Here is a 15,828-nt window from a genome sequence, read left to right as displayed (position 1 = left end):
GTTTAGGCCACAAAGCGGCATACCTCCGCCCAATGAGTCGTGGGCCTGCACTGATCATTACGGAAAAGGACAACGCCGCCCGGCGGATCGCCGAGATCCTCAGCGGCGGGACCGCCGACGCCGAACGTGAACACGGCGTCAACGTCTACAAGTGGGGCGGCAAGCGCTGTATCGGCCTCTCGGGCCACGTCGTCGGCGTCGACTTCCCCAGCGAGTACAACGACTGGCGGGACGTCGAGCCGGTCGAACTCATCGACGCCCCGATCGAGAAACAGCCCACCCAACAGAACATCGTCTCGGCGATCCGGACGCTCGCCCGCCACGCCTCGAACGTCACGATCGCCACCGACTACGACCGCGAGGGCGAGCTGATCGGTAAGGAGGCCTACGAGCTGGTCCGGGAGGTCAACGAGGACGTCGACATCGATCGGGTGCGCTTCTCCTCGATCACTGACCGTGAGGTCCAGGAGGCCTTCGACAATCCCGACGAACTCGACTTCGACCTCGCCGCAGCGGGCGAAGCCCGACAGGTGATCGACCTCATCTGGGGGGCCGCACTGACCCGATTCCTCTCGCTGTCGGCCCGCCAGCTCGGTGACGATTTTATCTCTGTGGGCCGGGTGCAGGGACCCACCCTGAAGCTGATCGTCGACCGCGAACGCGAGATCGACGCCTTCGATCCCGAGGACTACTGGGAACTGTTCGCCGACCTCGAAAAAGCCGACGAGGGCGGCTTCGAGGCCCAGTACTTCTACCGCGACGAGGACGGTAACGAGGCCGAGCGCGTCTGGGACGGCGACCGCGCGGAGGCCGTCTACGAGGTACTCTCCGGGACCGACGCCGCGACAGTCGATTCGGTCAACCGTCGGACCCGAACCGACAGCCCACCCGCGCCGTTCAACACCACCCAGTTCATCCGGGCGGCAAGCTCGCTGAACTACTCGGCCCAGCGGGCGATGAGCATGGCCGAGGACCTCTACACTGCGGGCTACATCACCTACCCCCGGACCGACAACACGGTGTATCCGGAGGATCTCGACCCCGAAGAGCTGCTCGAAGCCTTCCTGGATGACCGGACGTTCGGCGACGATGCCGAGCAGTTGTTGGACGTCGAGGAGGCGATCGAGCCGACCGCTGGCGACGAGGAAACCACCGACCACCCGCCGATCCACCCGACAGGTGAACGACCGACTCGTAGCGACCTCTCGGAGGACGAGTGGGAGATCTACGAACTCGTCGTCCGGCGGTTCTTTGCGACAGTTGCCGACGACGCGACGTGGGAACACCTCAAAGTCGTCGCCCGGGTCGCTGCCGCGACCAACGCCGCCGAGACCGACATCGACGAACTCCGACTCAAGGCCAACGGCAAGCGACTGGTAGAGGCGGGGTACCACGACGTCTACCCCTACTTCAACCAGCAGGAAACCCACGTCCCGGACGTCGAGGAGGGCGAATCCTTGGCAATCACCGAGACGCGGATCGAGGACAAACAGACCCAGCCGCCGCGGCGCTACGGCCAATCGCGGCTGATCGAGACGATGGAGAAGATGGGGATCGGGACGAAGTCGACCCGTCACCACACCATCGAGAAACTGTACGACCGGGGCTACATCGAGAGCGACCCGCCGCGGCCGACGATGCTCGCCCGCGCCGTGGTCGAGGCCGCCGAGGAGTACGCCGACCAGATCGTCAGCGAGGATATGACCGCCCAGCTGGAGGCGGATATGCAGGCGATCGCGGCCGGCGAAACGGCCTACAGCGAGGTGACCGCAGAGTCCAAGGAGATGCTCCAGCGGGTCTTCGACGAGCTTACCGACTCACGGGAGGACGTGGGCGACCACATCCAAAAATCCCTCAAGGCCGACAAGACCCTCGGCCCCTGTCCGGAGAGCGGCGACGACCTGCTGGTCCGCAAGAGCCGCCACGGGTCGTACTTCGTGGGTTGTGACGGCTACCCCGACTGCACCTACACCCTGCCGCTGCCCTCTACTGGCAAACCGCTTATCCTGGATGAGACCTGCGAGGACCACGAGCTCCGGGAGGTCAAGATGCTCGCCGGGCGCAAAACGTTCACCCACGGCTGTCCGCAGTGCAAGGCCGACGAGGCCGACGAGGAGGAGGATCTCGTTATCGGTGAGTGTCCCGATTGTGGATCCGAGGAGGGTGGCGAACTGGCGATCAAGCGGCTCCGCAACGGCTCGCGGCTGGTCGGCTGTACCCGGTATCCGGACTGTGAGTACTCGCTGCCGCTGCCGCGGCGCGGCGAGATCGAGGTCACCGACGCCCGGTGTGACGAACACGACCTGCCCGAACTCGTCATCGACAACGATGACGACGAGCCGTGGGAGCTCGGCTGTCCGATCTGTAACTACCGAGAGTATCAGGCCGACCGAAACGGCTCGGAGCTCGAAACCGTCTCCGGCATCGGCGAGAAGACCGCCGACAAACTCAAAACCGCGGGCGTCGCCGACGTTGCGGCGCTCAAAGACGCCGACCCCGACGCGCTGGCCGAGGAAGTAGACGGCGTGGGTGCCGACACGGTCCGCAACTGGCAGGCCGACGCCGACTGATCGACTGCGAGTGGGCGAGTAGGCAGCGTCTACTCGGTTGTAATCGCTTCTTACGGGTCGTACTCGTGTGCTCGTAGTTCGTCGATCGAGAGTTCATCCAGGACACCCTCCGAGGTCGCCTCCAGGACGACCGGCGGGGCGCAGTCGGCCTCGCGGGCTTCGATCCACCGCGGCAGACAGACACACACCAGCGGTCGCCGGGATGGAGTCCGGGGAAGTCGAACTCCGGCCGTGGCGTCACGAGGTCGTTGCCCTGCTGGCGGCTGTATTCGAGGAACGGCTGTGTCATCACCGCACAGACCTCGTGTCGGCCGGGATCGCGGTCGAGGTGGCGGCAGTTCCCATCCCGCAGGAATCCGGTTTCGGGAGCCGTACTACAGGGTTCGAGCGGTGATCCGAGGACGTTTCGCTCGTTCGAAGACATACGTCGACCTCGCAGGACGGTCGGATAGCTATTGGGTCGAGCGGTGGGAAAAAGACGACAGTGGTGGCGGACGACTGCCCGGGGACCGCCCCCACGGCGGGTGCCGTGTAGCTGCAACCGGCGACCGCCGACAGCGGCTCCATGCCCCCCAGCGATGGAGCTACTCGGCTGTCGAAGGGTCGAACCGTATGGCAGTTTCAGCCGGAACGCGGATCGATGGCTGCCATCCCCCAATGACGGCCACAGCGGGCCCGTTCCCCCGAACGGGAACCGAGTAGTCGATCCCGGCGTGGTGCCCGACAGTGATCGGATCACCGTCGCGGCGACAGCCAATGGCTGTCTGCTGCCACATCGAACCGAACGGACTGTATAACTAAAACAGTCACTGCTATCTGTAACGTGTCGGTCGGCAGCCGAGTCTAGCTATCTAGGGTCGTTGCTGTCCGGTCCTCGAAGAGCGTCGTTAACAGCGTTCGAAGCGCGGCGCGGAGATGGTAATTGAACGTTGGCTGAGAGATCCCGAGCGACTCGCCGACTTCGGTTCCCGTCGAACCGCGCGGGGACTCGAAGTAGCGAGCGAAGTAGGCCGCCCGAAGGGCCTCCTGTTGACGCGGGGTGAGGCGGTCGAGGAGCTGCATCCGGAACGTCGACTGAGTCAGTATCTCTCGGTCGCGGTCACGCCGGGAGACGACAGTAGTCGAGGGATACTCGACCTGGAGGCGGTCGATCACGGTCCGTACGTCGGTGGTCTGTGGGATCGTGACCACGACCTGCTGTCGGTTGCCGTCGGTTTCGATTCGTGTCGGGATCGCCCCACAGTCGACGAGCGTCTCGGCGAGCAGGGGTCCCGAAACCGTCGCTTCGAACAGCGTCGCATCGGGCTGTGTCGTGACGACCCGAACTGATTCGACCGCGGGAGTATCGGCGGCCGCAGCTTCGATCCCATCAGGCGAGGCGTCAGTCGAAAAGTATAGCAACGAGTGATCACCGCGCTGTGGAACCACGCCCTCGAAGCAGAGCGTCGTCCCGAGTGCCGCGGCGAGGTCGTAAAGCAGATCGTCGCCGTCCGTGATGTCGAGTTCGACCTCGGTTCGACGGTCGGCGAGCAGTCCACGTTTGGTTTCGGTACACTCGATGACGTAGGCGATGAGGCGGCCGAACTCGGCGAGGACCGCCCGTGTGTACTCGTCGAAGCCGCCACGTGTGCCAGCATAGATCGTGAGGACGCCGAAGGTAATGTCATCATACGTGAGTGGCACGCTGAAGACCGACTGGTAGCCGCGGGATAACGCCTCCTTCCGCCACTGTGCGGTCTGCCAATCCTCCGAGATTCGGTCGACCGAGACCAGAGCGTTCGTTTCCAGCGCACGGGCGGCTGGCTCTGCGGACTCCGAGTGATCGTGGGCGGTGTGGTCGGCGAGCCAGTCGAGATACCCCTCGTCGTGGCCTGCGGAGGCCCGCGGGACGATGGTGTCCGAGCGGCTCTCGGCGGCACCGATCCAGACGAAGCGTGCGAACCCCGCCAGCACCGAACAGACGGCCTCTTCGATCTCCTCGCGGCTCGATGCCGCAAGCAGTTCGTCGACGAGCTCGCCGACGAGTTCGTTCGTGTGGGTCATCGCCTCCAGCTCGGCAGTTCGGTCGGCCAGTGCCTCCTTATGGGCCTCGAAACGACGCTCCGAAGCGAGTCGGCCGAAGGCCGCCGCGAGCGACGCGCCGAGCAGTTCGGCGACGGTCAGCGTCTGGTCGGCGGTGGTCCCGACCTCGGTGTCGGCGACGAGCAACACCCCGTGTTCACCGATCGGCGTGAAGATCGCACGCCGGTAGGGCGTCTTGGGGTCGTACACCGCCGAGAGTTGGCTCATATCCGCTGTGGCGATGGGCTCTGACTCGAAAAAGGCCTGGCCGGAGAGGCTGGTACTGCTGGCGTCGATCGACGGCATCCCGGAGAAGTTGTCCTCGGCCCCCGGGGTGTGTGCCAGCGGTCGAAAGACGTTGGTCTCCGCATCGTAGCTGAAGACGATCGCGTCCTCGAAGCCGAGAGTGGAGGCCGCAGCCTCGACGCCGATGTCGGCAATTTCCTGTTGAGAGTGGGCCGAAAGCAGGTCGTGGGCGGCTTCGTAGAGCGCGGTGAACATCGCCTCGGTCCGCTTGCGGTAGCTCAGATCCCGGACGACGCCGACAGTGCCGTTTTCGCCGCCGTCGAGTTCGATCGGCGTCATCCACGTTTCGACCGGTACCCGGTCGCCCGATTCCGTGGTGAGTTCCCCCGAAAGGATGGCTGGATCAGCGTCGCCCTCGAAGAGTTTTGCCCGCCGCTGGCGTGCGGTCTCCATATCGTCCCCATCGGTAACGAGGGCGGCGTTGGCCCCCAGCAGTTCGGCCTCGCTGTAGCCGACCAGTTCGGTAAACGCCTGATTGACGAAGACGAAATCCATGTTCGAATCCAGGATACAGACGCCGTCCTGGACCGATTTGACGATCGCCTCACACTGTTCGAGCGTGCGGTCGTACTGTCCGGTTCGGGCGGCCCCGCCGTCGAGCAGCGACCGGATGCGATGGGCCAGCAGGGTGGCAACACCGGCGGATGCGTGGTTATAAACGTAGTCGGTCGGCCCGTCGCCGAGCGTGTCGGCGACCATCTCGGCGGACTGATCGGAGAGCCAGACTACCGGGAGTTCGGGAACGCGGGAGCGGAGAGCTTCGAGGAACGACTGTGGCTCGCCGATCGTCGCAGTGTCGGCGACCACACAGCCGACCGGCTCGCGGCCACAGCGGGCCACCGCCTCGGCGGCGGTGTCGGCGTGATGGATCGACGTCGGCAGGCCAACGGCGTCGAGAGCGTCCGCGAGGGGTGCCGCCGCATCGGCGTCGTGGCCGACATAGAGGACCTGTCTCTGTTCCATTTGTTCTACCGAGATAGGGGCAGCAAGCGGTTAGGCCTTGTGTCCAAGAGGGGGTGATGTGCGAACCGACAACAACGGATACAGAGACGTGACACCACCGACAGGGACTCGGAAGCGGGCAGACAAGAGACAGTACAGCCGACAGCGACCGGAATCGCCCCGAACATACCGTCGAGTCAACAGAAGCCACCACCGCACCCTTTTTATTATCACACGAAACAACTCAAGCCAAGATGAGTACACGTCCGTGGACAGACTGGGACCACATCCTCAAGATCGACCCCGACAAGCCGCTCGTCGAGGGCGAAACCTTCGAGGACGTCTGTGAGACCGGTACCGACGCCATCGAGATCGGCGGGACGCTGGGGATGACTGAAGACAAGATGCAGCGGGTCGTCGATGCGTGCGCCGAGTACGACGTGCCGCTGTTCCAGGAGCCCTCGAACCCCTCGGTGGTCATCGACTCGCCCGCCCTGGAGGGCTACCTGATTCCGACCGTCTTCAACTCCAGCGATCCGTTCTGGATCGTCGGCGCGCACAAGGAGTGGGTCCGGATCGAAAACGGCCTCGACTGGGACCGCACCACGACCGAGGCCTACATCGTCCTGAACCCCGAGGCCTCCGTCGCGGAGTACACCGACGCCGACTGCGACCAGTCGGCCGACGACGTGGCCTCCTACGCGCGGGTGGCCGAGAAGATGTTCGGCCAGGAGATCATCTATCTCGAATACTCCGGTACCTTCGGCGACCCCGAGATCGTGAGTGCGGCCAGCGAATCGCTCGACGAGGCGACGCTGTTCTACGGCGGCGGCGTCCACGACTACGACGACGCCTACGAGATGGGCCAGTACGCCGACGTGGTGGTCGTCGGCGATCTGCTCCACGAGAAGGGCTGCGAGGCAGTGAGCGAGACGGTCGACGGCGTCAAAGACGCCCACACGGCCTCCGCACCGACGAAATAACGACGCTTCTGACGTCTCGACCGTTTTTATATCTCATTTTCAACTGACCGTCTGCCGACTCAGCCGCTCTTTTTCAGCGGCTGTCGACGCCCATAGGTCGCCGTTCGCCACAGCCATTCGACGGGACCGAACTTGAAGTACCGCACCCAGAGCACCGACAACACGATCTGAACGGTCCAGATGCCGACGACGACGCCGAGCAGTTCGACCCGGCTCAACATGCCAAAGAGACCCAGGCCGTGGCCGTAGAAAATTGAGGTCGCCAGCACGGTCTGCAGCAGGTAGTTGCTGAGTGCGGTGCGGCCGACCGCCGACAGCGCGGTGATTACCGGACCCTCGGTCCGCCACCGACAGTAGAGCATCACGGCCGCGATGTAGGCTCCGGCCAGCAGCGCGCTCCCCCAGTAGTTGAACTGTGGGCCGAAGTACACTGCTTGTGGAGCCGCCCAGTCGACGACCGTCGTGTTGTACCAGACACCCGTGAGGATCAACGCGAGCCCGCCGATGCCGCCGCCGATCAACAGCCGCCAGTAGAACCGCGTCGACCGGCGGTTCGAGAGCACGCCTGATTTAAAAAGAGCCATCCCCCACAGCATGAGGCCGGTAACCCGCCAGAACGTTCCGGCGACGAAGCCGCTCGTTTGGAGCAACAGGGCCGTCGAGGCGCGGTGGTCAAGTTGGGCGAGCCAGCCGCTCCGGTAGGTTTCGATCTCCGAGGCAATGGCCGCCTCCGAGGGGGCCCACCCGGAGATGGCCGCGTCCGGGGGGAGCGAGAGCCCCTGGAGGACCGACATCACTGTCGGCACCGCCACGAACAGCAAACCGTAGCGGGCCAACGTCCCGGGCTCCCAGTCGCGTACCGAGACGACAAACAGCGCACAGAGCGCATACTGGACCAGAATATCGCCGTACCAAAAGAGGTAGGCGTGGGCGAGACCGATACCGAGCAGAATCGCTGTCCGGCGGTAATGGAGGGAGAGTACTTTGGTATCCGGTTTGCTCCGAGTGAACAGAACGATCCCAGCCCCGAACAGCAACGTGAATAACGTGATGAACTTCTCCTGGGCGAAAACGTGGCCCCCCAGCCACGCGAGATAGTTCAGCCCGGAGAAATCACCGTAGGCAGTCGGGTTCTGCAACACCGCAAACGGCATCGCAAACACCCACATATTGATAATCAGAATCCCGAGCAGCGCGAATCCGCGGAGCACATCGAGGCTCACGAGACGATCCGACGGGGCTGTCGGACTCGGTCCAGCATCCATTGGCTGACTGTCCGATTCCACGAGCAAAAAGGTCGTGTATCACCGCGCTCCCGAGCGGAGACAGCACCACTGAGTCGGGACGACAGTAGCACCGACACTGCGAGCCATCGACTGGTCGGGTATTGATACGATGCAGTAGGATGATTATTCTTACCCATCTATTTTTCGTATAAAACTACAAGCCACGGGGGAGCGAACCGCGAGGTGGTGACAGAGAATGCCAGTAGATGATCTCGCACGCAGCGATGTCGTAACGGCAACCGAAGAGACACCCGTTTCGGAGCTCGGCCAGACGATGGCCGACGAGACCGTCGGCAGCGTGGTGATCGTCGACGACGAAATGCCGGTCGGGATCGTCACCGACCGGGACCTCGCCTTGCGATGTGTCGCCGAGGAAAGCGAGATGTCCGACAAAACCGCCGAGAACGTGATGACAGAGGACCTCGAAACGATCGATCGAACGGCAGGCTTCTACGAGGCCGTAGACCGAATGAGCGACAACGGGATTCGGCGGCTCCCAGTGACTGACGACTCCGGCGAGCTCGTCGGCATCCTCACATCGGACGACCTGACCACGCTCCTTGCTGACGAACAGCAGGGACTCTCCTCGGTCATCGAAGCCCAGCGCGCGCCCTACGACGAATGAACTACAAGACGTTCGTGGGCCAGGCCCAACACCGGCTCGAACTCGACGAACTCGGTCCGGCGGTGCGGGTGACGCGAGCCGTCCTCACCACGCTCGGCGAGCGCATCGACCCCGGCGAGGCCACCGACCTCGCCTCGCCGCTGCCGATGGAGGTCGACCGGTATCTAATCGACGGAGCCGAGCGGGCCGGTGGTGAGAAATTCACGTTCGACGAGTTTCTCGATCGGGTCGGCCAGCGGGCGGGCCTCGAACGGTCGGCGGCCAACTACTACACCCAGACGATCATCGGGCTCGTGGGCGAGGTCGTCCCGCCGGGCAACATTGAGAAGGTCCGGAACCAGTTGCCGAAGGAGTTCGACCCGATCTTCCAGTTCGTCGACGAGCCACATCCGCAGGCTGGCGGGCAATAAAAACGGAGCCACCCCCGTCGGGCGAAACCGGCCGAGTTTAAGGCTTCGGGCTGAAACTGGGAGGTATGCAGGACCGAACCTACACTGCGGATGCCGAACCCGGCGAGACCGCCACGGTCGCTGGCTGGGTCCACGAGATCCGCGACCTCGGTGGCATCGCCTTTCTTATCCTTCGGGACACGACCGGCAAGCTCCAGATCAAATTCGAAAAAGACGAGATGGACGACGAGCTGGTCGAGACCGGCCTCGGGGCGGCCCGCGAGAGCGTGCTCACCGTCACCGGCGATGTCGACGAAGAACCGCGCGCCCCCACGGGCGTCGAACTCACCCCTGACTCCGTAGAGGTCGTCGCCGAAGCCGATACTGAGCTTCCGCTCGATCCCTCCGGCAAGGTCGACGCCGAACTGTCGACGCGACTCGACAACCGCACCCTCGACCTCCGCAAGGACGAAGTGCAGGCGATCTTTGCGATCCGCGCGGAGATCCAGCGTGCGGCCCGGGAGACGTTCCGCGACCACCACGCCACGGAGATCAACACGCCGAAGATTGTCGCCACCGGGACGGAAGGAGGGACCGAGCTGTTCCCGATCACCTACTTCGGCGAGGAGGCCTTCATGAACCAGAGCCCGCAGCTGTTCAAACAGCTGATGGCCGGTTCGAACCTCGAACGCGTCTTCGAGATCGGCCCGATCTTCCGAGCCGAGGAACACAACACCCCGCGACACCTCAACGAGGCGACCTCGATCGACTTCGAGGGCGCGTTCTGCGACCACCACGAGGCGATGGACGTCGCCGAGGCGGTCGTCACGGCGGCCTACCAAGCAGTCGAGGAGAACTGCCAAGACGAACTCGAAGCCCTCGGCCTCGCTGAGGAGTTCGAAGCGCCGACCGGCGATTTCCCGCGACTCAGCTACGAGGAGGCCATCGAGCGCATCAACGCCACCGGCGAACTCGACGAGCAGCTGCTGTGGGGCGACGACCTGCCGACCGAAGGCGAGATCGCCCTCGGCGAGGACGTCGGCGAACACTACTTCATCACCGACTGGCCCAGCGAGATCAAGCCGTTCTACATCATGGATCAGGACAATGACGAGCAGCTCTCGACCGGGTTCGACCTGATGCATCCCCGGATGGAACTCGTCTCGGGTGGCCAGCGCGAACATCGCTATGACCACCTGATCGAGGGCTTCGAACAGCAGGGACTCGACCCCGAGGCCTTCGAGTACTACACGAAGATGTTCAAATACGGGATACCACCGCACGCAGGCTTCGGCCTCGGCGGCGAGCGACTCGTGATGACCGTCCTCGGACTGGACAACATTCGGGAAGCTGTGCTGTTCCCACGTGATCGTCAACGTCTGAGCCCATAGGCGAAGACGTTGAGAGCCAACAAGAACCACGAGCGGTGCGAGGCGCTTCGCGCCTCGAAAGCGAACGGCGACAGCGCGGAACGGAGTTCCGCGGACCATTTGAGCGGGCCGGTGGCCCGCGAAAAGGAGCCGTGAGCAACGCGAGTGCGTTCTCGTGGGACCGGCAGCGCCTGTCGCCATAGGCGACCCAACGGCTGACGTTTACTTTTTTGCGACCAGATAGTGTAGCGTCAGCTATGAGCGGGAGTCGACGCGAATCGCCACTCCTGGACGACGGTGACACCCCGCTCCAGAGCATCGTCGCTGGGGTAACGACGGGACTGGTTTTGACCGTCGCTTTCGGACTGTTGGCCCTCGGTGTGCCGTGGTTCTGGGTCGTCTTTCCAGTCGGCTTTGGCGGGCTGTTGCCGGTAACAATGGGGGTGACGAAGTGGTACGAGCACCGACAGACCGACCACCCCACCTCCGAGTCGACCACCACGGCCGAGGAGGATGCGCTCGAAACGCTTCGGAACCGGTATGCCCGCGGCAAGATCGACGAGGCGGAGTTCGAACGGCGGCTCGACGCGCTGCTCGAAACAGAATCGGTCGACGATGCTGGGGCCTACGCAGCCCGCGAGACGCTCGAAGAGTAGTACCCGGGTGGCGGTACAACAGCGGTCAGTTCGTGTTGCGTAGTCGTTGGTTACTCCATAAATACGATGACGGCCAGCCGACTTTTACTGTCGACCCACCTACAGTAGGTAATGAGTACCGACCTTTCGGACGCGGTCCTGGAGGAGGCGGCCTCGCGTGGCGAGACGCTCACGATCCACGACCTGCTGCGGCTGATCGAGCGGTTCGATACCGGGCCGGGCATCCCCGACACCCGGCTCGATAGGTATCTCGATGCGCTGGGCAACAGCCGGTTCAACGAGTCGGCACTCCGCGAAGGCCTCGACAGACGGCTCGTCGACGCCGCCGACTGGGAGACCGAAACCGAAGTCTACCGGCTCGATGGCGGGGTGAGTGCGTTTCCACCCCGATGGCACGACGATCTCACCGGCGAGACCGACCTCACGCGGTACGTGGCGACGATGACCACCGCCGTCGAGGAGGGCTCGGAGGGGTATACCCACGGCGGCCACGGCGACGGCGTCCCCGAAAAACTACTGTTGGATACGGCCGTCATCTTCGGCGACTACAATTATAAGCGAGCGATGGACGAGGTCGATCGCCTGCGCGACGAAGACCTCCTGGACGCGGGTGCCGACCAGCATCCCAACGCCCGGCTGCGACTCACACCGGAGGGGGCCGAACACCTCGGGATCGATCCCGAGGCCGACGACGTGGCGGTCAAAACCGGCACTGACCGGACGGACGATCCGCGAATCGACGAATAATAAGGGTTAATCGCTCGCTCGGTCCAGTGGGCGTATGCATCAGCCAGCCGGTCGACCGGCGGCGACGGCGTTCGTCCCCGGCCACGTCACCGGCTTTTTCAGTGCCCATCCGGCCCCCGATCCAGGAGCCGCCGGAAGCCGCGGCGCTGGCGTCGCCCTCTCGGACGGTGTCACCGTCACCGTCACCCCCGGTTCGGGTACCCGGCTCAACGGTGAGACGGTCGACATCGCGCCCGTTGGCACAGTTCTCGACCGACTCGGAACGGAGGCAAGCGTCGAGGCCGAAACGCCGCTCCCCATCGGGTCGGGGTTCGGCGTCTCCGGAGCCGTCGCGCTGGGCACCGCGCTGGCGGCCAACGCGGCCTTCGACTGCGGGAGGACCGAAAACGAACTCGTCGAGGTAGCCCACTGTGCGGAGGTCGAAGCCGGAACCGGTCTCGGCGACGTGGTCGCCCAGGCTCGTGGCGGGCTGCCGATCCGACTGGAGCCCGGCGGCCCCCGGCACGGAACGCTCGATGGCCTCCCGGCGCGGCCCCGAATCGAGTACGTCACGTTCGGTGAACTGTCGACCGAGACCGTGCTGTCTGGCGATACCGACCGGCTCTCGGCGGCCGGGGCGGAGGCCCTCGACGAACTGCTGGCCGAGCCGACCGTCGACCGGTTTATAAACACCTCACGGGAGTTCGCCGACGCTGCCGGACTCCTGACCGACGACGTGAGCGAGGCAATAGAGGCGGTCGAAGCCGCTGGGGGGCAGGCGGCGATGGCGATGCTCGGCCGGACCGTCTTCGCGACCGGCACCGGGCTGTCGGATGCGGGCTACGAGCCCACCGTCTGCCGAGTCGACGCCGCTGGCGGGCGGTTGGTCGACCGCGACGCCTGAGCGACCTGCCGCCGAAAAGCGAACGTTTTGACGCCGGAGTCGAATGGACAGCCAATGAGCGAGATCGAGATCCCGGAGGATCACCCCCGCTACCAGTCGTTGCTGACCAGACACCGGATCGAGGAGGGAGTTAATAGGGGAATCACCAGTAAACAGGGCCTCATCGCCGAGGGGCGCGGCGAAGCCTTCGACTACTTATTAGGCGAACGGACAATCGAGAGCGCCGACGCGGCCGAACGCGCCGCAGCGGCCCAGTTGTTGCTGGCTGACCATCCTGTGCTCTCGGTCAACGGCAACGTCGCCGCGCTAGTGGCCCCGGAAATCGTCGACCTCGCCGAGGCGGTAGATGCGGATATCGAGATCAACCTTTTTAATCGAACCGCCGAACGGATGGAGGCCATCGCGGCCCATCTGCGGGACCACGGCGCTGAGAACGTGAAGGGGCTGACCGCCGACGGTCGGATTCCGAACCTGAGCCACGAGCGGGCGAAGGTCGACGCCGACGGAATCGGGGCGGCCGACGTAGTGCTGGTGCCGCTCGAAGACGGCGACCGCGCCGAAGCCCTCGGAGAGATGGGGAAAACCGAGATCGTGATCGATCTCAATCCGCTCTCGCGGTCCGCACAGGTGGCAGCGATCCCGATCGTCGACAACATCATCCGAGCGATTCCGAACATAACCGATCACGCCCGAGAGCTGCGGACGGCCGACCACGATCAGTTGGCGGAGATCGTCGCCGCGTTCGATCCCGAGGCCGCACTCGCCGCGGCTGAGGCGGCGATCCGCGAGGGGGAACTGGCCTAAATCCGCTCCAGAAGACCTATCAACCGACCCGAGAAAGGCCGTCCATGTTCCCGCAGTCGCTGACCCACTGGTGTGATCGGTCGTGACGGACGCCGACAGCCTGCCACTCGACCGTCGAACCGTCCTCGCAGCAGTCGGGTCGGTGGGGGCCGCCTCGATCGCGGGCTGTACGGCCTTCGAGTCCGGCGCGGATTCCAGGACGACCGAACTCAGCGACGAGCAGGCCCGCGACCTCGCCGCGGAGTTCGCCCCGACGCTCTACTTCGACGAGGCCGAACAGTGGTTTCCGACCGACCCCCGCCCCTACGAAAGCCAGCAGGACGGCGAGGTCGTGGTCGACGGGTTCGACGCCTTCGATGGCTACACCGCCGCGGCCCGCGAGACCGAGGAGCCGCCGGAGCCGACGGTGTTCTACCACGCCGTCGCGTACGACGAATCGCCGCTGGCGGTCGTCCAGTTTTGGTACTACTCGGCGTTCGACCAGTTTACGACCAACTTCCACTGGCACGACTGGGAGGTGCTCCACGTCTTCGTCGACACCGACTCCGAGGAGCCACAGCTGTACGTCGCCAGCTCCCACTCGGGGCGCGTCCCCAACAACGAGTTCCTGGACCCAGACCAGCAGCCGCGAATCCTCTCGGAGCTCGGCTCGCATTCGAGTGCGCTGTCGATCAACGAGATCGCCGACCAGTTCCAGCGGCTCTCCGCAGCGGGTATTCTCGCAGACATCACCAACAGCGCCATCGAGACGCTCGAAGACGTGGCGAACATCCCCATCGCCTACGGGCTTCCGCGGGACGAGGGCTCGCGGCTTCCCTACGTCGTCCCCGAACTCGACGGCGCGCCGATCTATGACCACGACCGACTCCCCTCGGTCGACCGCGAGGATCTCATTACCGACGACCTCACCGTGCGGTCGTTCAGCGATCTCACGTCGCCGCCGGGTGACCTCCCGGCACGGTCGACCGGACTCGTCTTCGGCCACAGCGGTCAGGAGTCGGACGATGATACTGAGATCGATGTCGCCTACGAGCTCGTCTCGACCAGCGAGGTCGAACACATCACGGCGTTCACCGGCCCGCAGTTGAGCTTCGAGTTCTCGGTGCCCGAGTTCGCCGAAGACGCCATTGCGGGCCACATCACGACCGCTGGCGTCCCGTGGGACCAGCCCCGCTACGAGGAGCCTGCGGCCGATATCACCGATTCGAACCACCGCGCGACGCTGGCCGAGCGGTACGACGCCATCGGCGAACCAGCCTCGGTCAACAGCGTGATCGCGAATATATCGGAGGCGGTCACGAACGACGACGCACCCGACGGAGAGGGGCTGACCACCGGGACGCTGGCGACCGAAGCGCTCGCGCTCCTGGAAAGCGATCCCCATGCAGTCCCGACGTTCGGCGGGCTCGCAGTCATGCAGGGCGTCCCCGAGGGCGATCACCGGCTAACGATCAACGCCGCCGGGGTCGAACCCCACAGCGAGACGCTGGCGGTCGGGGACGACGCCGACCCGACGACCGCAGGCGTCGAGGGAGAGATTCCGCTGGTCGCCCGCGAGAACGCGATCAAACTCGAGTTCGACGCGACGGAGTCGGACAGCGAGATCACGAACCTCGCCGTTGAGGACGACTTCGCCGGGCGACTGTACGACGCGCCCCTCCCGGGAGAGGACGCGGTGTATCTCCACCGCGGCGGGGCCTACACCACGGAAGTGCGGGACAGCGACGACGAGATCGGTGCCGAACGCGTCAACCCGACCGACAACGAAGGGGTTCGCATCGAGAATCCCAAGACGGGGAAAGGCTCGCTTGCCGAGTATCTCGCCGACCTGGCCGCCGAGACAAGTGCGGCCGTGGCGGCCGTCGACGAGGAGGGCGATAGCGACGACGATGATGACGGCGATGACGACACCAACGGAAACGGCAGCGGTGGCGGATCGGCAAACGCGGTTCGGGGGCTCTCACAGGCACTGGAAGCGATCGCCGAGGCCGCCCGCCGGGCCGCCGAGCGGGCCGCCGCGGGTGATCGCGGACAGGCCGACCGAAGTTTAGCGAACGTCGAAGACCGACTCGAACGAGCAACAACGCGGCTCGCCGAGGCCAGCGACGACCTGCCGGACGACCTCGAACGGGCAGCCAAACGGCGACTCGATCAATCCCGCCGACGATCCGAGCAGGCCCAAGCAGCCGAAAAGTTATAATTTAAA

At 64.7% G+C, this 15,828-nt stretch carries 12 protein-coding genes and 1 pseudogene; 10 read left to right on the top strand and 3 right to left on the bottom strand.

The window, feature by feature from the left end; all coding sequences use genetic code 11:
• Positions 1-32 precede the first annotated feature (32 nt).
• A complete protein-coding gene (locus tag NO877_RS00595; RefSeq protein ID WP_256394353.1) occupies positions 33-2,570 on the top strand; it encodes a DNA topoisomerase I in 2,538 nt (845 codons plus the stop codon).
• Positions 2,571-2,620: 50 nt separating this feature from the next.
• On the opposite strand, the pseudogene NO877_RS00590 reads toward NO877_RS00595, so the two are convergent.
• Together NO877_RS00590 and NO877_RS00585 are read right to left on the bottom strand one after the other, a co-directional pair.
• A pseudogene (locus tag NO877_RS00590) lies at positions 2,621-2,994 on the bottom strand (DUF2237 family protein).
• A 419-nt stretch (positions 2,995-3,413) separates the two neighbouring features.
• The gene (locus NO877_RS00585; protein ID WP_256394352.1) at positions 3,414-5,900 is read right to left on the bottom strand and encodes a bacterio-opsin activator domain-containing protein; all 2,487 of its coding nucleotides are present in this window, start codon (positions 5,898-5,900) and stop codon (positions 3,414-3,416) included.
• Between the two features lie 233 nt (positions 5,901-6,133).
• Between NO877_RS00585 and NO877_RS00580 the strand changes: the two genes are divergently transcribed.
• Entirely contained in the window at positions 6,134-6,862 is a 729-nt protein-coding gene (locus tag NO877_RS00580; RefSeq protein WP_256394351.1) for a phosphoglycerol geranylgeranyltransferase, read from the top strand.
• A 59-nt stretch (positions 6,863-6,921) separates the two neighbouring features.
• Here the strand turns inward: NO877_RS00580 and NO877_RS00575 are convergent, their stop codons facing one another.
• Positions 6,922-8,127: a DUF418 domain-containing protein gene (locus NO877_RS00575; protein ID WP_256394350.1), complete on the bottom strand. Its 1,206-nt coding sequence runs from the start codon at positions 8,125-8,127 to the stop codon at positions 6,922-6,924.
• A gap of 217 nt (positions 8,128-8,344) precedes the next feature.
• On the opposite strand from NO877_RS00575, the gene NO877_RS00570 reads away from it, so the two are divergent.
• The 8 genes from NO877_RS00570 (at position 8,345) to NO877_RS00535 (ending at position 15,822) form a co-directional block, all read left to right on the top strand.
• Positions 8,345-8,773, top strand: coding sequence for a CBS domain-containing protein (locus NO877_RS00570; protein WP_256394349.1), 429 nt, complete (start codon positions 8,345-8,347; stop codon positions 8,771-8,773).
• Positions 8,770-9,183, top strand: coding sequence for a DUF2267 domain-containing protein (locus tag NO877_RS00565; protein WP_256394348.1), 414 nt, complete (start codon positions 8,770-8,772; stop codon positions 9,181-9,183). The genes NO877_RS00570 and NO877_RS00565 overlap by 4 nt, the downstream gene beginning before the upstream one ends.
• Positions 9,184-9,248: 65 nt before the next feature.
• On the top strand, positions 9,249-10,553 hold the full coding sequence (gene aspS, locus NO877_RS00560; protein ID WP_256394347.1) for an aspartate--tRNA(Asn) ligase: 1,305 nt from the start codon (positions 9,249-9,251) through the stop codon (positions 10,551-10,553).
• A gap of 236 nt (positions 10,554-10,789) precedes the next feature.
• A complete protein-coding gene (locus NO877_RS00555) occupies positions 10,790-11,188 on the top strand; it encodes an SHOCT domain-containing protein (RefSeq protein ID WP_256394346.1) in 399 nt (132 codons plus the stop codon).
• Positions 11,189-11,299: 111 nt separating this feature from the next.
• Positions 11,300-11,935 carry a hypothetical protein gene (locus NO877_RS00550; protein ID WP_256394345.1) on the top strand — a complete coding sequence of 212 codons (636 nt, stop codon included), beginning with the start codon at positions 11,300-11,302 and terminating at the stop codon, positions 11,933-11,935.
• Between the two features lie 34 nt (positions 11,936-11,969).
• Complete coding sequence (locus NO877_RS00545) at positions 11,970-12,818, top strand: pantoate kinase (RefSeq protein WP_256394344.1); 849 nt, start codon at positions 11,970-11,972, stop codon at positions 12,816-12,818.
• 54 nt (positions 12,819-12,872) lie between these two features.
• Positions 12,873-13,622, top strand: a complete 750-nt coding sequence (locus tag NO877_RS00540) for a 4-phosphopantoate--beta-alanine ligase (RefSeq protein WP_256394343.1) — start codon at positions 12,873-12,875, stop codon at positions 13,620-13,622.
• An 82-nt stretch (positions 13,623-13,704) separates the two neighbouring features.
• Positions 13,705-15,822, top strand: a complete 2,118-nt coding sequence (locus NO877_RS00535) for a hypothetical protein (RefSeq protein WP_256394342.1) — start codon at positions 13,705-13,707, stop codon at positions 15,820-15,822.
• Positions 15,823-15,828 lie beyond the last annotated feature (6 nt).

The organism is Halohasta litorea, from assembly GCF_024494645.1.
GTDB classification, from domain to species: domain Archaea; phylum Halobacteriota; class Halobacteria; order Halobacteriales; family Haloferacaceae; genus Halohasta; species Halohasta litorea.
This window is presented reverse-complemented; position numbering and strand designations above follow the sequence as displayed.